The sequence below is a fragment of the Agrobacterium sp. 5Ca39 genome (assembly GCF_055382365.1).
The window spans coordinates 1,014,066-1,034,249 of sequence record NZ_AP026437.1; the positions used below are offsets into that span (position 1 = coordinate 1,014,066).

Sequence of the window (20,184 nt, forward strand, 5' to 3'; positions counted from 1 at the left end):
GCTCCATGCACGATCTTCTTCTGCGCAACGTACGGCCCATGGCGGGCGAAGCCTGCGATATTTTGATCAGGAACGGCAAGATTTCAGGTTTCGGAACATTTGACGCCGAACCCGGCATGCCGGTTGAGGACGGCAAGGGAGCAATTGCCGTTCCCGGTCTTATCGATGCCCATACGCATCTGGACAAGACGACGTGGGGCATGCCCTGGCACGTCAACAACCGTGCTGCCATCCTGCGCGAGCGGATCGATTTCGAGCGGGAAAACCGCGTTCAGATCGGCATCGATCCGCATCGCCAGTCCATGCGCCATGCGATCGGCCTTGCGGCCAATGGCGGCACCCATATTCGCAGCCATGTCGATATCGACCCCACCCATGGCCTGAAACTGGTAGAGGGCATATGGGAAACCCGTGAGAAGCTTAATGGCATCATCGACATCGAGGTCGTCGCCTTCCCGCAATCCGGCGTCATGGTCATGCCCGGCACGGTGGAGCTTCTCGATGAGGCGTTGAAGCAAGGCTGCGAGGTGCTCGGCGGCATCGATCCCTGCGGAATTGACCGCGATCCGAAGGGCCAGCTGGACATTCTTTTTCAACTGGCGACAAAACACGGCGTGCCGATCGATATTCATCTGCACGAAGCCGCCGACCTCGGCGCCTTCACGATGGAGCTCATCTTCGAGCGCATCCGGGCAAACGGCATGCAGGGCAACGTTGCCATCAGCCACGCCTTTGCCCTTGGCATGAACGACTATCTGCGCGTTGGCAGGCTGATCGACGAGATTGCGCGGCTTGATGTCGCCATCCTGACCACGGGTGCGCCATCGGCAAGCGTGCCGTCGATCATGCGCCTCAAGGAGGCGGGTGTGCGCGTTGGCGGCGGCTGTGATGGCATCCGCGACACATGGGGTCCGTGGGGACAGCCGGACATGCTGGATCGCGCCAAGATCATCGGCATGAAAAACGGTCTGCGCTCGGATATCGAACTTGCGCATGTGCTCCATGTCGTTTCCAAGGGTGGCGCCGATGTCATGGGTCTCGAGGATTACGGCATGGAGATCGGCTGTGCCGCCGACTTCACGCTCCTGACCGGTGAAACGCTGGCGCAAGCCGTTGTCGATATCGCGCCTCGGCCGCTGGTGGTCAAAGGCGGGCGGGTTACCGCGAGAAACGGCAAAGCCATCGTGGAGGCGCCGTAATGAGCGATGTTCTCAATGCGTTGCAATTGGGCGAAAGGCCGCAAGGGCGAACGTTGCTGACAGCCAGCTGGGTTGTCGGGCACAAGGATGGATCGCACCGCCTTCTGAAAAACGGCGAGGTTGTCTTCGAAAACGGCGAAATCGTCTTTGTCGGGCATCGGTTTCCGGGAGAGGTCGCCCGGCGTATCGATTTTGGCAATGCGCTCGTCAGCCCCGGCCTGATCGATCTCGATGCGCTTTCCGATCTCGATACGACGATCCTCGGCATTGATCATCATCCGGGCTGGGCGAAGGGTCGTGTCTGGCCGCGCTCCTATGTTGAGGCTGGTCCTTACGAAATGTATTCCCCGGAAGAGCTTGCCTTCCAGAAGCGTTTCGCCTTCGGGCAGTTGCTCCTCAATGGCATCACCACGGCAGCCCCCATCGCATCGCTGTTCTATCGCGAATGGGGGGAGACCGTGGCGGAATTCGAGGCGGCCGCCGATGCCGCCGGAGAACTTGGTTTGCGCGTTTATCTCAGCCCCGCCTTCCGTTCAGGCGGCATGGTGCTGGAAGAACCGGGCCGCATGGTGCCTGTTTTTGATGAGGAGCGTGGTTTTCAGGGCCTCGCCGACGCAATCGCCTTCATCGAAAAGCAGAGTGGAAGGCACGGCGATCTGGTGCGCGGCATGCTGGCGCCGGACCGCGTGGAAACCTCCACTCTGGCGCTGATTGAGCGCACCGACGCAGCGGCCCGCGAACTCGGCTGCAAGTTCCGTCTCCATATGGCGCAGGGCGTCATGGAGGTCGATACGGTTCGCAAGCTTCACGGCTCGACCGCGCCAGTCTGGCTCGCCAAGGCCGGGCTGCTCAGCGAAAGGCTAATTGCGCCGCACGCCACCAATGCGACGGAAGAAGATCTGGCGCTCTATGCGGAAAACGGCGTCTCCATCGTCCACTGTCCGCTGGTTTCGAGCCGTGGTGGCAGCACGCTCTCATCCTTCTCCTCCTGCCGCAAACGCGGCATCAATATCGCGATGGGAACGGATACGGCCCCGGCCGACATGTTGATGAATTTGCTCCTAGGACTGATCACCTGCCGCATCAATGACGGTGCTCCGGACCAGATCCGCTGTGCCGATCTCTTCGATGCGGCCACACTTGGCGGCGCGCGGGCTCTTGGACGATCTGACCTTGGCCATCTTTCCCCGGGCGCAAGGGCAGACATTGCTGTCTTTGACCTCGACGATACCGTCATGGCGCCGAGCATCGATCCGATCACCACGCTGGTGACCGGCGGTTCGGGCAAGGTCACGCGGGCCGTTTTTGTCGACGGCCGTCTTTCCATGCGTGAAAGGCAGGTCGCCCGTATCGACATGCGGCGTGCCCGTGAACAGGCGCAGGCGCAGTTCGATCGCCTGATTGCAAAATATCCCGAACGGAGCTGGGCAAATCCGCCCGTCTCCGAAATCTTCCCTCCGAGCTATCCGGTGGAGGTCGCCCAGCATGGTTGACATGAACCAATCGGTTATCGATGTCCGCAATCTCAAGGTCGAGTTTCCTGGCCGTCGAGGCACCGTTACTGCGCTTTCCGATATCAGCCTTTCGATCCGGCCCGGTGAAATCCTGGGTGTTGTCGGTGAATCCGGTGCCGGCAAATCCATGACGGGCCTTGCCATACAGGGCCTGCTCGAGAAGCCCGGCCACATTGCCGATGGCGAAATATGGCTCGGGTCGCGCCGTATCGATCAACTGGATGACCGGGCGATGGAAAGCATTCGCGGTCGTGAGATCGGTGCGATCTTTCAGGACCCGCTAACCTCGCTCAATCCACTCTTTACGGTCGGTGCGCAGCTTGTCGAGACGATCCGCCAGCACCTGCCGCTGTCGAAAGCGGATGCACGCGCACGGGCCGTTCAACTGTTGAAGGATGTCGGCATTCCATCACCTGCGGATCGTGTCGATCATTATCCGCACCAGTTTTCTGGCGGCATGCGCCAGCGTGTCGTCATTGCGCTGGCGCTCGCCGCCTCTCCGAAACTCATCATTGCCGATGAGCCGACGACGGCGCTCGATGTCTCGATCCAGGCGCAGATCATTTCGCTGCTGCGGCGGCTGTGCAAGGAAAAGCAGACGGCGGTCATGCTCGTCACCCACGACATGGGCGTCATTGCCGAGGCTGCCGACCGTGTGGCGGTGCTTTATGCCGGCCGGCTGATCGAGGTGGGCCCGGTCGAGCAGGTGCTGCACGAACCGCGCCACCCCTATACGCAGGGCCTGATGGCCTCCATCCCGTCACTTGGCGCACGGGTGGAGCGGCTGAACCAGATCGACGGCGCGATGCCGCGTCTCGACGCGATCCCGCCCGGATGCGCGTTTAATCCACGCTGTGGATTCGCCGGGCCACGCTGTCGGCGGGAAAGGCCTGAACTCGAAACCGTCTGCAACGGCGCCAGTGCGTGCTGGCTGAATGCAGGAGGCACAGCATGACACAATCCGCATCTCAAAAGGCAGCATTGAGCAAGCCGGCCTTGACGGTGAAGGGCCTGACGAAAACCTTCGACGTTTCGGCCCCGCTGCTCAATCGCATCATCGAGCGCAAACCACGGCAGTTCGTGCAGGCCGTCAACGATATCGATTTTTCCGTTCCGGCCGGCGGCTGTCTCAGTATCGTCGGTGAAAGCGGTTGTGGCAAATCTACTGTTGCCCGCCTGGTAACGGGACTTTTTCGGCCAAGTGCCGGCGAGTTTCGTTTCGCGGCAGGCGGCAAGGGTAAACCGCTGTCGGCACAGATGATCTTTCAGGATCCCTATGCCTCGCTCAATCCGCGCTGGCGGGTGAAGAACATCATCGCCGAACCGATCCGCGAATTGAAGCTGCGCGCGACCAAGGCTGAGACGATGGATAGGGTGGAGGAGCTTCTGAAGACTGTGGGGCTGTCGGCCTCTGACGGCGAAAAGTTTCCGCATGAATTTTCCGGCGGCCAACGCCAGCGCATCTCCATTGCCCGTGCATTGGCGAGTGAACCGGAATTCCTCGTCTGCGATGAGCCGACATCGGCGCTCGACGTTTCGGTGCAGGCGCAGGTGCTGAACCTCATGCGCCGCCTGCAGGATGAACTCGGCCTCACCTATCTCTTCATCAGCCACGACATGAGCGTTGTTCGTCACATGTCAGACCGTATCGCGGTGATGTATCTCGGCCGGATTGTGGAGGAGGGGGATACGGAAGAGCTTTTCGCCAATCCGCGCCATCCCTATACCCGGCTGCTTCTCCAGACGATCCCTAATATCAAGGCGCCGCAGCGGGACCGGGAGATTGTTGCCGGTGAAGTGCCAAGCCCTTTGAAGCCGCCTTCGGGTTGCGCGTTTCACCCGCGTTGTCCGCTCGCAACGGCGCAATGTTCGGCAGAAGTGCCTAAGGTGAAGAGCCTTGCCAACGGCACGCGGGTTGCCTGTCATCTGGTCGAAGATGACACGCAATGGGCGGGCGAGCGACATCGCGCCTGAGCGGAAAAATCAGCCGAGCGCGGCGCGCAGGTCGTGGGAAAGGTCGCGGATTTCGCTGAGATCGAGCTCCGCTTCCACATGCTCGAGGTGGTGGGTCATCAGGTGGATGGCCCGCGACGGATCATTGTTGGCGATCGCATCGACGATTTCCGCATGTTCGTCCGGGCCGCAGTTGAAGCGATCCGTGTTACGGTAAACGGCTGTTATCAGCGACGAGCGGGAAATGAGGTCGCGCATGGTGGTAAAGAGAAAGTCGGAACCGAGCGTTTCCGCAAGCAGAAGGTGGAACCCGCCGGAAAGCTTGATGATGTCGGTCGTGACGTTTTTGGCATTGGCCACGCGCTCTTTGGCCACGTGGTCGCGTAGCTTTTTGAGATCGGTCTTGGTGGCGGATTTGCAAAGTCTTTCGACAACGCATTGCTCGACGGTACGGCGCACGAAGAAGACGTCGCGGGCTTCCTCGACCGACGGTTTGGAGACGAAAGCACCGCGATTGGGAACTATGGTCACCAGTCCGTCACGTTCGAGAACGGACAAGGCCTGGCGGATTCTGGCACGGCTGACGCCAAAGATTGTCGCCAGTTGCTCTTCTTTCAGCTGCACACCCGGACGCAGCCGGCGTTCGGCGATCGAAAGCCATACTTTCTCGACAATCTGCTGCGTGGACGGGCCGGCCTGCTCGCTCATTCGACATACTCCCCAATCGCCCTAGAGAAGCGTGATGTGAATGAAAAAGTCAACCGTATCAACGGGATTTTGGTTGCAGCATTGTCAACAATATGAGAGATAATTGTAGACTAAATTAGGATGCCGATCATGGAATTCGATTTCAGCGCGCTTGAGCCCCAGAGCCGCTACCGCCTTCTGACGAATTTTATCGGTCCACGGCCGATCGCACTCGTGACGACCCGCTCGGAAGCGGGCCATAACAATGCAGCGCCGATGAGCTTCTTCAACGTCTTTTCGCATGATCCGCCCATCGTGGTCCTCGGCATTCAGCCGAAGGTGAGCGGCGAGGAAAAGGATACGATGGTGAATATCCGCCGCACTGGCGAGTTCGTCGTCAATATGGTCGATATGTCGCTTTCGGAGCAGATGCTGATCTGCGGTCTCGGCTTCGACAATGAAGTTGACGAGATGTCGATGGCCAAGCTTACGGCCATGCCCTGCAGCAAGATCGATGCGAGTTATGCCGCGCAATCGCCCTGCGCCTTCGAGTGCCGGGTGGAGCGACTGATCGATTACCCCCGCCGCACGCTGGTGCTGGGCGAAGTGGTTCATATGCATGTCCATAATGAATGCCTCGATGAGGAGGGACGTTATGTCGATGCCGATCGCTACCAGCCGATCGCCCGGCTTCACGCCGACAACTACATTACCTCGGACCGCCAGTTTGTTTTGAAGGCGCCACCAATCACCGATTTCACCGCGCCTGACGGCAAGTGACAGCTTTTCAGGATGCGTGATGCATATTCGTTTGATCAATCCCAATTCCACCGCCTCCATGACCGCGCAGGCTCTCGATAGCGCGCTAAGGGTCAAGCAGAAGGAGACCCACGTCTCCGCGGCAAATCCTGACGATACCCCCGTCAGCATCGAAGGGCAGGCGGATGAGGCCATGGCCGTTCCCGGGCTGCTCGCGGAAATCCGTAAGGGCGAGGCGCTGGGCGTGGACGCCTATGTGATCGCCTGTTTCGACGATCCGGGCCTTCACGCCGCACGCGAAGTGGCGCGTGGACCCGTCATCGGCATCTGCCAGGCCGCCGTGCAGGTGGCGATGACGATCAGCCGCCGCTTCTCGATCATCACGACGCTGCCGCGTTCCATCGCGATCATCGAAGATCTGGTGGAGGAATACGGCGCGCAACGGCATTGCCGGAAGGTCCGGGCAATCAACCTGCCGGTTCTTGGCCTTGAGGAGGATCCAGAGGTCGCGGAAGCGCTGCTTCGGCGCGAAATCGAGGCCGCCAAGCGGGAGGATGCGGCAGAAGCGATCATTCTCGGCTGCGCGGGCATGTCCTCGCTCTGCGACCGGCTGCGCGACGCCACGGGTGTTCCGGTCATCGATGGTGTGACGGCAGCGATCAAGCTTGCCGAAGCTCTCGTTGGCGCCGGTTACAATACCTCGAAGGTCAATGCTTACGACTATCCGCGGGTGAAGGGGCCGGCCCTCGTCGCCTGCGCCTAGTTTGCAGGAAAATGCCTGCGGCCATTTGCGGGCGCTTGCGCCACGTTCTAGTGTTCTCCCGCGCACACCGGTCAAGCGGGCGCGCCGCGGGGGAGAGCGTATGATCGACAAGCTGGAATTTTTCATTGCATTGGCGCGGGCTGAACATTTCGGCCGGGCGGCGGAGGAATGTGGTGTCTCCCAGCCCAGCCTGTCGGCGGCAATCCGGCAGTTGGAGGATCAGTTGGGCGTCGTTCTCGTGGTGCGTTCAGCGCGGTATCAGGGGCTGACGCCGGAAGGCCAGCGTGTGCTGGAATGGGCGCGTCGTATCGTTGGCGATACACGCACCATGCGTGAGGAAATGCGCGCGGCCCGTAGGGGCCTTGCCGGACATATACGTCTGGCCGTCATTCCGACCGCGCTTGCCATGGTGCCGCGATTGACCGAATCCTTCCAGGCGCGCCATCCCGATGTGACTTTTTCCGTCACGTCCCGCACCTCGCTGCAGGTTTTGAGCCAGATTGAAAACCTCGAGATCGACGCGGGAATCAGTTACCTCGACAATGAGCCGCTCGGACGCGTGACCACCGTGCCGCTCTATTCCGAGCGTTATCACCTCATCGCGGCTGCCGGAACGCCACTTGCCGATCAGGAAAGCGTTACCTGGCAACAGGTTTCCAGTCTTAGGCTTTGTCTATTAACTCCGGACATGCAGAACAGGCGCATCATCAACCGGCACATGGCCGAAGCTGGCGTGGAGGCCAAGCCGACGCTCGAATCCAACTCGATGATCGTGCTTTTTTCTCATATCCGCACCGGACAATGGGCTTCAATAATGCCGCGTAACCTCGCGGAATCGTTCGGTTTTCCTAGGCAGATCAGGATAATCCCGATTACTGATCCGGACCCCGAACACCTCGTGGGCCTGATTGCCACCCACCGGGAACCACACACTCCGCTTGTCTCCGCGCTGCTTCACGAGGCTCGCCAAAGGGCCGCCGAGAAGGCATTTGATAGGAATTTCCTATCAAATGACGGAAACTGATTATTGACCTGATCCCGCCGATCTCGACATTCTTTCAGGCACCGCAGGGCTGCGAAAGGATTGACTATATCCCGCTCGTCATCCCTGCCCCTGTCGGTTTGGGAGGACTGGCTTATGAATATTCGAGCGGTTGCCGTAGATGAGGCGGCGCGTGTTTCCGCCATCATTGATGAATTTCTCCATCTGGAGGGGCCTTTGCTGCCCATCCTGCACGCAATGCAGGAAGAATTCGGCTATATCCCGGAAAGCGCCAAGCAGATCATCGCATCCGCGCTGAACGTATCGCGCGCCGAGGTTCATGGCGTCGTCACCTTCTACCCCGATTTCCGTGATCATCCGCATGGTCGCCATGTCTTAAAGCTCTGTCGCGCCGAGGCTTGCCAGTCGATGGGTGGTGAGCCTCTTGCGCAAACCATCAAGAGCCGCCTCGGCCTCGACTGGCACGAAACCGCGCCCGACGGTTCCGTCACGCTTGAGCCGGTCTTCTGTCTCGGGCTCTGCGCTCAGGCACCGGCCCTGATGCTGGATGGCGAAGTCCATGCCCGTCTTGATGAGGACTGTCTTGTCGAGATTCTGGCGGAGGCACGCCGATGAGTGTCACCGTTTTTGTTCCCGGCGATTCCGCCGCTCTTGCCGTTGGCGCAAACCGCGTTGCCGATGCCATCGCCCGTGAGGCCGCTGGCCGTAATCTTGAGGTCGAGATTGTCCGCAACGGCTCGCGCGGTATGCTCTGGCTTGAAGTGCTGGTTGAAGTGCGCACCGAGCATGGCCGTATCGCCTATGGCCCCGTCAAGGCAAGCGACGTCGCCTCACTTTTTGACGCAAATTTTCTGACCGGTGGGGCCCATCGCCTCTGTCTCGGGCTGACAAAGGACATTCCGTTCCTGAAAAGCCAGACGCGTCTGACATTTGCCCGATGTGGCGTCACCGATCCATTGTCGCTGGAGGATTACCGCACCTATCAAGGCATGAAGGGTCTTGAAAAAGCTGTTGCGATGGCCCCGCTGGATATCGTTGCGGAGGTGACCCAGAGCGGCCTGCGCGGACGCGGCGGCGCTGGTTTCCCCACCGGCATCAAATGGAAGACCGTTGCCGATGCGGTGGCAGACCAGAAATACATCGTCTGTAATGCGGATGAGGGCGACAGCGGCACTTTCGCCGACCGGATGATCATGGAGGGCGATCCCTTCGTGCTGATCGAAGGCATGGCGATTGCCGGCCTCGCTGTCGGCGCGACCAGGGGCTTCATCTATACCCGCTCGGAATATCCCTACGCCATCAGGGTCATGGAAAAGGCGATTGAGATCGCAAGGCGTGAGGGTATTCTCGGGTCCTCCGTCCTTGGGTCAGGCCGTGCGTTCGACATGGAAGTGCGCATGGGCGCCGGCGCCTATGTCTGCGGCGAGGAGACCTCACTCCTGAACAGCCTTGAAGGCAAACGCGGCACGGTGCGCGCCAAGCCGCCGCTACCCGCCCTGCAGGGCCTGTTCGGTAAGCCGACGGTCGTCAACAATGTGATTTCGCTCGCTTCCATTCCGGTCATCATGGATCGTGGCGCGGCGTTTTATCGCGATTTCGGTGTCGGCCGTTCGCACGGCACCATCCCGATCCAGCTTGCTGGCAACCTCAAGCATGGCGGGCTTTACGAAACCGCCTTCGGTTTGACGCTCGGGCAACTGGTGAACGATATCGGTGGCGGCACGATCACCGGCCGTCCCGTCAAGGCGGTGCAGGTGGGAGGTCCGCTCGGCGCTTATTTCCCGGTGTCGCTGTTCGACACGGTCTTTGACTACGAAGCGTTTACGGCGGCTGGTGGCCTGATAGGCCATGCGGGCATCGTGGTGTTCGATGATACGGCAGACATGCTGCATCAGGCCCGGTTCGCGCTGGAGTTCTGCGCCGTCGAAAGTTGCGGCAAGTGCACACCCTGTCGCATCGGCTCGACACGCGGTGTCGAGACGGTGGACAAGATCGCGCTCGGAATCGAGCGGGAGAAAAACACGGCGTTGCTGGAAGACCTCTGCGAAACCATGAAATTCGGCTCGCTCTGTGCGCTCGGCGGTTTCACGCCCTATCCCGTCATGAGCGCGCTCCGGCATTTCCCTGCTGATTTTGCCCCCACCCCACGTGTTGAAGCGGCGGAGTAAGACCATGGCCCTAGTAACTGAATTCGACTACGGCACCCCCAAGTCCAACGCTACGGACATGGTGACGCTCACAATCGACGGCCGCCAGGTAACTGTTCCCGCGGGAACGTCGATCATGCGCGCCTCGCGTGAAGCGGGCATCGATGTGCCGAAACTCTGCGCCACCGACATGGTGGATGCCTTCGGCTCGTGCCGGCTCTGTCTTATCGAGGTGGAGGGCCGCAACGGCACCCCCGCCTCCTGCACCACGCCTGTTGCCGCCGGTCTCGTCGTGCATACGCAGACGGAGCGGCTGAAGCAGATCCGCAAGGGCGTGATGGAGCTTTATATCTCCGATCACCCGCTCGACTGCCTGACCTGCGCCGCGAATGGCGATTGTGAATTGCAGGATATGGCGGGAGCGGTGGGCCTTCGCGATGTGCGTTATGGTTACGAGGGCGACAATCACGTCAAGGCCCGCACCGGGGAGGGCGATCTTAATGCCCGCTTTATGCCGAAGGACGAAAGCAATCCCTATTTCACCTATGATCCTTCCAAATGCATCGTCTGTTCCCGTTGCGTGCGCGCCTGCGAGGAAGTGCAGGGCACCTTCGCGCTCACGATCGAAGGCCGCGGTTTTGAAAGCAGGGTATCGCCCGGCGCGCACGAGGCATTCCTCGATTCCGACTGCGTGTCCTGCGGTGCCTGCGTGCAGGCCTGTCCGACCGCGACGCTCACCGAAAAATCGGTGATCGAGATTGGCCAGCCGGAACATTCGATGGTCACCACCTGCGCCTATTGCGGCGTCGGTTGCTCCTTCAAGGCGGAAATGCGTGGTGAAGAGCTGGTGCGCATGGTGCCGTGGAAGGATGGACAGGCAAACCGTGGCCATTCCTGCGTCAAGGGCCGCTTCGCTTACGGATATGCGACCCACAGAGATCGTATCCTCAACCCGATGATTCGCGAAAAGATCAGCGATCCGTGGCGGGAAGTCACCTGGGAGGAAGCCTTCTCCCACGCTGCGTCCGAGTTCCGGCGTATCCAGGGCACCTATGGGAAAGAGTCCATTGGCGGCATCACCTCGTCCCGCTGCACGAATGAGGAAACATTCCTCGTCCAGAAACTCATTCGCGCCGGTTTCGGCAACAATAACGTTGATACCTGCGCCCGCGTCTGCCATTCGCCCACGGGTTATGGTCTTGGCCAGGCCTTCGGCACATCTGCCGGCACGCAAAATTTCGACAGCGTGGAGCATTCCGATGTCGTGCTTGTCATCGGCGCCAATCCGACCGACGGCCATCCGGTTTTCGGTTCGCGACTGAAGAAGCGGCTACGTCAGGGCGCAAAGCTGATCGTCATCGATCCGCGCCGTATCGATCTTGTGCGCACGCCACATGTGGAGGCCGCTTTCCACCTGCCGCTGCTGCCGGGAACCAACGTTGCGGTGCTCACGGCACTGGCGCATGTGATCGTCACCGAAGGGCTGTTCAACGAGGCATTCATTCGCGAGCGCTGCGACTGGTCGGAATTCGAGGACTGGGCTGCTTTCGTAGCCGAGCCGCAGCACAGCCCGGAAGAGACGGAACGTTTCACCGGTGTTCCCGCGGAAGATCTGCGCGGGGCGGCCCGGCTTTATGCCAAGGGTGGCAATGGCGCGATCTATTACGGTCTTGGCGTTACCGAACACAGCCAGGGTTCAACGACCGTCATGGCGATTGCCAATCTTGCCATGGCGACCGGCAACATCGGCCGTCCCGGGGTGGGCGTCAATCCGCTGCGCGGTCAGAACAATGTGCAGGGCTCCTGCGATATGGGGTCTTTCCCGCACGAGCTGCCGGGCTATCGCCATATCTCCGATGATGCGACACGCGATGTGTTCGAGAAACTCTGGGGCGTGAAGCTCAACAACGAGCCGGGCCTACGTATCCCCAACATGCTGGATGCCGCTGTCGATGGCAGCTTCAAGGGCATCTATATTCAGGGCGAGGACATTCTCCAGTCGGACCCCGATACCAAGCATGTTTCGGCCGGCCTTGCCGCCATGGAATGTGTTGTCGTGCACGACCTCTTCCTGAACGAGACGGCGAATTATGCGCATGTGTTCCTGCCGGGTTCCACTTTCCTCGAAAAGGATGGCACCTTCACCAACGCCGAGCGTCGCATCAACCGCGTGCGCAAGGTCATGTCGCCGAAGAACGGTTATGCCGACTGGGAAGTGACCCAGAAGCTGGCGCAGGCCATGGGCCTTTCGTGGAATTACACACATCCTTCCGAGATCATGGACGAAATCGCGGCAACGACGCCAAGCTTTGCCAGCGTTTCCTATGCCTATCTGGAAGAAAAGGGTTCGGTGCAGTGGCCCTGCAACGAAAAATTCCCAGAGGGTTCGCCGATCATGCATGTGGACGGCTTCGTGCGCGGCAAGGGCAAGTTCATCCGCACGGAATATGTGGCGACGGACGAACGCACCGGTCCGCGTTTTCCACTGCTGCTCACCACCGGCCGCATCCTGTCGCAATACAATGTCGGGGCGCAGACACGGCGCACCGAAAACGTCGTCTGGCACGAGGAGGATCGTCTGGAAATCCATCCCCATGACGCCGAACAGCGCGGCGTGAAGGACGGCGACTGGATCAAGCTTGCGAGCCGCTCGGGCGATACGACGCTGCGAGCGCTGATTACGGATCGTGTGGCGCCGGGCGTGGTCTATACGACCTTCCACCATCCCGGCACGCAGGCGAACGTCATCACGACAGACTTTTCCGACTGGGCGACCAACTGCCCGGAATACAAGGTGACGGCGGTTCAGGTCTCTCCCTCCAACGGGCCGACGGAATGGCAGGAAGAATATGATGCGCTTTCGCGTCAGTCCCGCCGCATCGCCGGTAAGCTGGAAGCTGCGGAATAATCGGGGGCCGGGCTTGTCCCGGCCTTCTCATCATGTGGCGTCGGGGCGTGAGCTGGCGCGGGGAGTAGATCATGTTACTCAATCACACGGACGAAAAACTGGTGAGGATGGCGAACCAGATTGCGACGTTTTTTCTGTCACAGCCGGAAGATATCCGTATCGATGGTGTTGCCACCCATATCAACAAGTTCTGGGAACCGCGCATGCGGCGGCGCTTCTTTGAGATGGTGGACGCCGGTGCCGGTGATTTTCTACCGCTCGTGATTGCCGCATCCAGAGAGATCAGAAGGCCAGACGCGCCAGCGGCCGATGCCGTAGGGCTGGGCGAAGACGCAAAGGGCGCACCGGGCGGTAAGGGACCGATTGCGGGGGAATCCCTTTCGGAGCCGAGCGTGCCCGAAACAACGCGCGTCTGACGCGTGCGGAAATGAATGAAGCTTGCCGCCGCATGGGAGGACGTTCGGCGGCATCGCTATTCGCCTGGCGGGGCGAATGAAAGATGTCCAGACATTCACGAGGGAGGTAGTGTCAATGGCAGTAGCAGGCGCAACGGCGGGAGAGGCGGCGCAAGCCGGGTTTTTGGACCGCGAACGAATAATCGCAAGACCGGGTTTCAATCGCTGGCTGGTGCCGCCGGCAGCGCTTGCCATTCATTTGTGCATAGGCATGGCCTATGGCTTTAGCGTATTTTGGCTGCCGCTGTCGAAAGCGTTGCCAGCGACGGATCCGAGCTGCTCCAGCCTCACGCTGGTCGGCGCACTGTTTACCACCGAATGCAATTGGCGTGTGGCTGACCTTGGGTGGATCTATACGCTTTTCTTTGTGCTTCTCGGCTGCTCGGCGGCTATCTGGGGCGGCTGGCTGGAACGGGTGGGACCGCGCAAGGCGGGCTTCGTTTCCGCTTGCTGCTGGTGCGGCGGCATTCTGGTGGCGGCCGTTGGCGTCATGACCCATCAACTCTGGCTGATGTGGCTGGGAGCGGGTGTCATCGGTGGCGTCGGGCTTGGCCTCGGCTACATCTCGCCGGTGTCCACACTGATCAAATGGTTCCCGGATCGTCGAGGCATGGCCACGGGCATGGCCATCATGGGTTTCGGCGGTGGCGCGATGATCGGCGCGCCACTCGCTAACCTGCTGATGAATACCTTCAAGACTGAAACCTCTGTCGGCGTCTGGCAGACCTTCGTCGTCATGGCGTTGATATACTTCGTCTTCATGATGGCCGGCGCCTTCGGATATCGCATTCCGCCTGCAGGCTGGCGCCCGGAAGGATGGACGGCACCGGCGGCCAAAAGCGCGATGATCACCACGCGACACGTCCATCTGCGCGACGCGCATAAGACGAAACAGTTCTGGCTGATCTGGGCGGTGCTCTGCCTGAATGTTTCGGCCGGCATCGGTGTCATCGGCATGGCCTCTCCGATGCTGCAGGAAATTTTTGCGGGTTCTCTGATCGGCCTTCCCGGTGTCGGTTTTGCTGATCTCGATGCCGGCCAGAAGGCGCAGATTGCGGCGATTGCTGCCGGCTTCACCGGCCTTCTTTCGCTCTTTAACATTGGCGGCCGCTTTTTCTGGGCCTCCATGTCAGACAAGATCGGCCGCAAGAACACTTATTTCTGCTTCTTCATTCTCGGCATCATTCTTTACGCGCTGGCGCCGACGCTCGCGACGATGGGCAACAAGGCTCTTTTCGTTCTCGCCTTCGGTATCATCCTGTCCATGTATGGCGGCGGTTTCGCCACCATCCCGGCCTATCTTGCGGACATCTTCGGCACGCAGTTCGTCGGCGCAATCCACGGCCGTCTCCTGACGGCATGGGCGACTGCCGGCATCGCCGGTCCCGTGGTCGTCAATTACATCCGCGAGGCGCAGATCGCGGCGGGCGTGGCACCCGGACCCGCACTCTACACAAGCACCATGTATATTCTGGCAGGCATGCTGGCGATCGGCCTCGTGGCCAACGCCTTCGTGCGGCCGCTCTCGGACAAGTGGTTCATGTCGGATTCGGAGGTGGCGGCGCTTCAGGCGAAGACCGCGGCCGCGAATGCCGGGCCGACAGGCTCCTTCGGGATCGGTCGCGGTGGACTGGACGCCAAGGCCGCTCTTGCCTGGGCTGCGGTTGGTATTCCGCTTCTCTGGGGCGTGTGGGTCACGGTAAAAAGCAGTCTGGCGCTATTCGGCTAGGCGTTCCGCCAAAAACTCATGTGCCGGCTCTTGGCCGGCACATGATCGAGCAAGGCGAGGCGGCGCGGTTCGGATCACGTCAGATGAACCGCGCCCCGTTATTTGCGTAATTCGCAGCTGGACGGTGCGGCGCCATCAAGACCAGCTGGCAAGCAGTCCCTCAAGGGTCGCACGGTCCTCTTTATCCAGACGCGCCAGTCCCGGTGCGCGCACCGGGCCAACTTTGAACCCGAGTATGTCCATGGCTTCCTTCACAACGGTCACATTGGCGCCGTTGCGATATTGTGTGCGCAGCCGCTCGAACAATTCGATCTTTTTAACAATCTTCCGTGCAGCCGTAAAATCGCCCGAGGTCAGTGCCTCATGAACCTGCAGCGAAAATTGCGGCGCCACGTTAACGAGGCCGGAGGTGAAGCCGCGCGCACCAACCGCCGCGAAGGCAGCCGCCCAGCTTTCAGCCAGTCCGCAGACATATAGAGCGCCGTCCGGATCGGAAGCGGCAATCGCGCGCGACAGAAGCATGATGTCGGTCGTCGCGAACTTGATGCCGGCGACATTCGGGTGGCTCGCAAGCCGTACCATGTCATCGACCGAAAAGCCGTCCGCCCGGACATAAGCGACCAGCGGCAGTTCGCTGCCTTCAGCGAGGCCGGTAAAGTAGTCGATTTGCGATTGCGGGGCCGCGAAAGGATCGACTGGCTGATGCGACATGACGGCGGATGCGCCCATTTCTTTTGCCTGACGCGCCAAGGAGAGCGCTTCGCGCTGAGAGCGTCCAATAGCCGCCGTGACCGGGGCTTTCCCGCCGACACCTTCTATCGCGGCCTCATAGACCTTCAGAATTTCTGCAGGCGTCAAGGCGTAGAATTCGCCGGTATTGCCTGCCGCGACGATATTATGGATTCCAGCCGTTGCAACGCGTGCGTAAACCTCGGCAGTAACACCGGTCTCCACTTCGCCGCTTGCATCGTAAGCCGTTACCGGAACGCCGGAGATGCCCTTCAGGGCCTGGCGAAAATCGAATGTCGTCATCAACTGTGTTCCTTAAGATCAAAAGTCATCTTCAGATGGAGAATTTGTGAACGGGCGTGCCGGCTACCGGGGCATCGAATGCAACAACCGTACCTGCTGTGGTTATTCCGTCCGTCTCGGTGACGAGACTTGTAAGGTAGATCGTCTTGAGGTCGGGACCGCCGAAACAGGGCATGGTCGGCCCCTTGAACGGCAGCCTGTAGACCTCGAACAATTCGCCGTCCGGTGAAAAGCGGTTGAGACGTCCCGCCTGAACGCCGGCGCTCCAGTAACAGCCTTCGCAATCGGTCGCCGCACCGTCCGGCCTGCCTTCATCCGGCGCGAAATCGTGCAGACGTTCGGCCGGGCCGATCCTGCCGGTCGCAGCGTCGAAATCGAACGCCTGAAGCATGAGGCCGCTGCTGTCGGAATGGTACATGCGTCTGCCGTCCGGGCTCCAGGCAAGTCCGTTCGAAGTGAACATGCCGCCATCGATGATGCGTTCGATGCCGCCATTCGGGGCAACGCGATAGAGGCGTGCATTGCCCGTCTGTATCGCGGCCTCATCGCGGGTCCCCACCCAGAAATGGCCGTCCGGGCCGACTTTTCCGTCGTTAAGGCGGCTGTCGGGCCGCCCGCCGTCCGGATCGCAGAGAAGATCGAGCTTGCCGCTCGCGGGATTAAGAAGATGCACGCCGGTCCTGAGGCCCGCCACGATCAAGCCATTGTTGCAAAGGCCGAGACAGCCGACCTGGGCGGGCATGTCGTATCTGTCGAGTTTTCCGCCGGGATGCAGGCGGAAAATGGCGGGCGCGAGAATATCGACGAACCACAAATCGCCGGTTCGCTCGTCCCAGGCAGGCGATTCGCCGACCTTCAGCGGGGTATCGATCAGGGAACGGAGCTTCGGTTCTATGATGTGCGGCTGACTCACTGGTTCCTCTCCCTCATCCGCCCCTTATGATTCTATTTTCGACATTGCAGGGTGCGGCCTAACTGCCGACGCCCTGAAACATGCGGGCGCGCGCCTTCAATATGTGGTCTTTCATCGCGTCATGCGCGGCCTGCTCGCGTCGCGCAAAAATCGCTTCCACGATGGCCGTGTGCTCGTTCTGGACTTCGCGCACATGCTGCGGCGTCCGCTTGAGGCTGAGGCTGCGTGTCACCGACTGGCCGATGGCGAAATGGGGTTTGAACCAGATCCGCACCGTGATGTGGAACTGGTTATGGCTCGCCTTCGCGATGGCTTCGTGCAGGGCGAAGTCTTCCTCAGCACCGAGATCGTTGCGCTCGAGACACTGTTCCAGCGCGGCAATCGCCTGCTCGATCCGCAACCTGTCCGCGGCCTGCCAGTTGCGGGCCGCAAGCTCAGCCGCGGAAGCCTCCAATCCGGCCCTGAACTCAAAAAAACGCTGCACGTCGGCCAGCGAGCCGACCGGCACCTGTTGCAACACGGAAGAATCCGGCTGCTGGCGTACATAGGAGCCGGATCCCTTTTGCGAAACGATAAGCTCGTCGTTCCGAAGCCGCTCCAGCGCTTCTCGCACAACTGGCCGCGACGCGCCGAACAGCGACGCCAGATTCTGTTCCGATGGCAGCCGCTCGTTCACGGGAAACCGCCCGTCCGAAATCATGCCGACGATTTTTTCGTAGATGATGTCGCTCAGCCGAGTCTCGCCTCGAGCGGCGGCAGATGCATTGTAATTGTCCATCAGCAGCCCTTCCGTTGCAAATCGCTGAAGTTAATGGGTTTCCTGCATTTCAATCGCAACAGAAATACCGGGGTTTTTGTGAGCGAGGGGGCTGTCCTACCGATTTTTTTCTTCAAGCCTGATCCTGAAAACCGGCCTACAAATAAAAAAGATGTAAAAATCTGTCAATACTTGTAATCATCTGAAAACGCCCATATGGTCTGCGCCTGCCGATGGAGGATCGGCGTGCTGGCTGGCCGGGAGGGCCGTCGCGGTTCGGTGGAAGCCGTCTCGCTGCCGGTGATTTTTTGGGAGGATTGTCGATGCGCGATGGCGAAGCATTTTCACTGGGCGTAACGCGCCGAACCTTTATGGCGGGTGTTGGCGGCGTGGCCGCCCTTTCCGTCATCGGGACCTCGGCGCGGGCTGCTGCCGGCAAGCAGGCGCCGGAACTGGAGGCGCTGGTAAAGGACGGCAAATTGCCGCCTTTGGCCGAACGCCTGCCGAAAAATCCGATGGTGGTGACGCCGCACGAGAAAATCGGCACCTATGGAGGCACATTGCGCCGTAGCCTGCGCGGTTCGTCGGACCATAACGGCATCCTGCGCATGGTCGGCAATCAGGGGCTGGTTCGCTGGAACATGGATTTCACCGAGGTTCTGCCGAACCTTGCGGTGAAATGGGAAGTCAACGACGATGCCTCGCAATTCACCTTCCATTTGCTGGAGGGCGCAAAATGGTCGGACGGCCACCCCTTCACCGCAGATGACGTGGTGTTCGCCATCGAGGACTGCATCAAGAACAAGGAGCTTTACAGCGCCACGCCGGCGCAGCTCTCCGTGGCCGGCAAGGCGGTCGATGTCGAAAAAGTCGACGATTTCACGGTAAAGTTCAAATTCGCCGCGCCGAATGCGCTTTATCTCGAAAACCTCGCCACGCCACTTGGCCAGCATCCGACGCTGTTTCCCAAACACTATTGCAGCAAGTTCCTGCCGAAATACAACACGGCGCTTGATGCTGATGTGAAGGCGGCGGGCGTCTCCAGCTGGACCGAACTGTTCCGCGCCAAATGCGGGGATATCGAAATTCCCTCCCGCTGGTCGAATGTCGACAAGCCGACGCTTGATCCATGGGTGGTGAAGGAGCCTTACTCCGGCGGTGCGACACGGGTGGTCATGACCCGCAACCCATTCTTCTGGCAGGTCGATACCGAAGGTAACCAGTTACCCTATATCGATGAAATCAATTTCGGCATTTCGCAGGATGTCGAATCGCTGATGCTGAACGTCATTTCCGGCAAGATCGACATTCAGGAGCGCCATATCAGCGTTCTCGCCAACAAGCCGACCCTGTCGCAGAACATGAAAAAGGGTGACTACCGCCTGCTGACTTTGGTGCCGTCTGCCGCGCAGCAGTGCCAGATTTACCTGAACATCACCCACAAAGACCCGGCAATGCGCAAGATGTTTGCAGATAAGTCTTTTCGTCAGGCATTGTCCATTGCGCTCAACCGGCAGGAAATCATCGACATCGTTTATTTCGGCCAAAGCGAAGGGTATCAGGCCGGGCCACGCCCGACACATCCCTGGTACAACGAAAAGCTGGCGCGGCAATTCACCGAATATGACGCCGACAAGGCGAACGCGCTTCTCGACAAGGCCGGTTACGACAAGAAGAACGGCAACGGCATGCGGCTTCGTCCCGACGGCCAGCCGATCTTCTTCTCCATCGATGTTATCCCGACGCTCTATCCCGATCTGGTCGATGCGTTGGAGCTGGTGAAGGCGCAATGGGCGCAGATCGGCGTCGACATTAAGGTCAATACCATCGAACGCGCGCTCTATTATACACGCGGCGATGACAACGCCCATGATGCGGCCGTCTGGCCCGGTCCCGGCGGTCTCGATCCGATGCTCGATCCGCGCGATTTCTTCGCCTTCCACCCGCAGGGGTCGCGTTACGCCATTCCGTGGGCGCTCTGGTATACATCCAACGGCCAGAAGGGCGAGGAGCCGCCAGAAAGCCAGAAAAAGCGCTTCAAGCTTTTCGATGAGGCGCGCTCCACGGCCGACCTTGCCAAGCGCGGCGAGAAGATGAAGCAGATCTTCGACATTGCGGCGGAAGAGTTCGAAACGATCGGCCTCTGCCTTGCGGTGGGCGGTTTCGGCATCATCCGCAACAATCTGCGCAACGTGCCGGAAACGGAACCCGACAGCTGGACCTGGCCCAATCCCGGCCCGGCGCTGCCGCAACAGTTCACCTTCACAAGCTGATAACGCCACATGGGCGTCGCTGCCGTAACGCGGCGACGCCTCTCAGGTTGTTTCGACCACCCACAGCCCGTCTCCTGAGTGGAAGGCGGCGC

17 protein-coding genes are annotated in these 20,184 nt (G+C 60.2%); 13 read left to right on the forward strand and 4 right to left on the reverse strand.

The features are described 5' to 3' along the window. Positions 1-5: 5 nt before the first annotated feature. The 4 genes from ACZ47E_RS18300 to ACZ47E_RS18315 are packed head-to-tail and all read left to right on the forward strand — an operon-like array spanning position 6 to position 4,687. Positions 6-1,199, forward strand: a complete 1,194-nt coding sequence (locus tag ACZ47E_RS18300) for an amidohydrolase family protein (RefSeq protein WP_037092945.1) — start codon at positions 6-8, stop codon at positions 1,197-1,199. Further along, complete coding sequence (locus ACZ47E_RS18305) at positions 1,199-2,692, forward strand: amidohydrolase family protein (RefSeq protein WP_112766416.1); 1,494 nt, start codon at positions 1,199-1,201, stop codon at positions 2,690-2,692. Before ACZ47E_RS18300 ends, ACZ47E_RS18305 begins: the two co-directional genes overlap by 1 nt. Continuing rightward, positions 2,685-3,668 (forward strand): ABC transporter ATP-binding protein, encoded by a 984-nt coding sequence (locus ACZ47E_RS18310; protein WP_108081329.1) that lies wholly within the window; start codon positions 2,685-2,687, stop codon positions 3,666-3,668. The genes ACZ47E_RS18305 and ACZ47E_RS18310 overlap by 8 nt, the downstream gene beginning before the upstream one ends. Continuing rightward, complete coding sequence (locus tag ACZ47E_RS18315) at positions 3,665-4,687, forward strand: ABC transporter ATP-binding protein (protein WP_037092940.1); 1,023 nt, start codon at positions 3,665-3,667, stop codon at positions 4,685-4,687. The genes ACZ47E_RS18310 and ACZ47E_RS18315 overlap by 4 nt, the downstream gene beginning before the upstream one ends. 9 nt (positions 4,688-4,696) lie before the next feature. Here the strand turns inward: ACZ47E_RS18315 and ACZ47E_RS18320 are convergent, their stop codons facing one another. Further along, entirely contained in the window at positions 4,697-5,374 is a 678-nt protein-coding gene (locus tag ACZ47E_RS18320) for a GntR family transcriptional regulator (RefSeq protein ID WP_006700316.1), read from the reverse strand. A gap of 129 nt (positions 5,375-5,503) precedes the next feature. On the opposite strand from ACZ47E_RS18320, the gene ACZ47E_RS18325 reads away from it, so the two are divergent. From ACZ47E_RS18325 to ACZ47E_RS18360, 8 genes are all read left to right on the forward strand, one after another. Next, entirely contained in the window at positions 5,504-6,133 is a 630-nt protein-coding gene (locus ACZ47E_RS18325) for a flavin reductase family protein (protein WP_022563864.1), read from the forward strand. A gap of 19 nt (positions 6,134-6,152) precedes the next feature. Further along, complete coding sequence (locus ACZ47E_RS18330) at positions 6,153-6,875, forward strand: aspartate/glutamate racemase family protein (RefSeq protein ID WP_035209643.1); 723 nt, start codon at positions 6,153-6,155, stop codon at positions 6,873-6,875. Positions 6,876-6,975: 100 nt separating this feature from the next. After that, a complete protein-coding gene (locus tag ACZ47E_RS18335; RefSeq protein ID WP_035209577.1) occupies positions 6,976-7,899 on the forward strand; it encodes a LysR family transcriptional regulator in 924 nt (307 codons plus the stop codon). 114 nt (positions 7,900-8,013) lie between these two features. Then, a complete protein-coding gene (locus ACZ47E_RS18340; RefSeq protein ID WP_035209580.1) occupies positions 8,014-8,493 on the forward strand; it encodes a formate dehydrogenase subunit gamma in 480 nt (159 codons plus the stop codon). Then, positions 8,490-10,046, forward strand: a complete 1,557-nt coding sequence (locus ACZ47E_RS18345; protein ID WP_035209583.1) for a formate dehydrogenase beta subunit — start codon at positions 8,490-8,492, stop codon at positions 10,044-10,046. Before ACZ47E_RS18340 ends, ACZ47E_RS18345 begins: the two co-directional genes overlap by 4 nt. 4 nt (positions 10,047-10,050) lie before the next feature. Further along, positions 10,051-12,933, forward strand: coding sequence for a formate dehydrogenase subunit alpha (fdhF, locus tag ACZ47E_RS18350; RefSeq protein WP_108081365.1), 2,883 nt, complete (start codon positions 10,051-10,053; stop codon positions 12,931-12,933). A gap of 71 nt (positions 12,934-13,004) precedes the next feature. Further along, positions 13,005-13,349: a formate dehydrogenase subunit delta gene (locus ACZ47E_RS18355; protein ID WP_004444566.1), complete on the forward strand. Its 345-nt coding sequence runs from the start codon at positions 13,005-13,007 to the stop codon at positions 13,347-13,349. 115 nt (positions 13,350-13,464) lie between these two features. Continuing rightward, positions 13,465-15,117, forward strand: coding sequence for an OFA family MFS transporter (locus tag ACZ47E_RS18360; protein ID WP_004444565.1), 1,653 nt, complete (start codon positions 13,465-13,467; stop codon positions 15,115-15,117). Positions 15,118-15,252: 135 nt separating this feature from the next. Here ACZ47E_RS18360 and ACZ47E_RS18365 read toward each other — a convergent pair whose 3' ends face one another. The 3 genes from ACZ47E_RS18365 to ACZ47E_RS18375 are packed head-to-tail and all read right to left on the reverse strand — an operon-like array spanning position 15,253 to position 17,840. Further along, the gene (locus ACZ47E_RS18365; protein WP_077987579.1) at positions 15,253-16,149 is read right to left on the reverse strand and encodes a dihydrodipicolinate synthase family protein; all 897 of its coding nucleotides are present in this window, start codon (positions 16,147-16,149) and stop codon (positions 15,253-15,255) included. 31 nt (positions 16,150-16,180) lie between these two features. Next, positions 16,181-17,062: an SMP-30/gluconolactonase/LRE family protein gene (locus tag ACZ47E_RS18370; RefSeq protein WP_108081331.1), complete on the reverse strand. Its 882-nt coding sequence runs from the start codon at positions 17,060-17,062 to the stop codon at positions 16,181-16,183. 58 nt (positions 17,063-17,120) lie between these two features. After that, positions 17,121-17,840 carry a FadR/GntR family transcriptional regulator gene (locus tag ACZ47E_RS18375; protein WP_034497880.1) on the reverse strand — a complete coding sequence of 240 codons (720 nt, stop codon included), beginning with the start codon at positions 17,838-17,840 and terminating at the stop codon, positions 17,121-17,123. 302 nt (positions 17,841-18,142) lie between these two features. Here ACZ47E_RS18375 and ACZ47E_RS18380 point away from each other — a divergent pair, with 302 nt between their 5' ends. Beyond that, positions 18,143-20,092 (forward strand): ABC transporter substrate-binding protein, encoded by a 1,950-nt coding sequence (locus tag ACZ47E_RS18380; RefSeq protein ID WP_464017113.1) that lies wholly within the window; start codon positions 18,143-18,145, stop codon positions 20,090-20,092. Positions 20,093-20,184 lie beyond the last annotated feature (92 nt).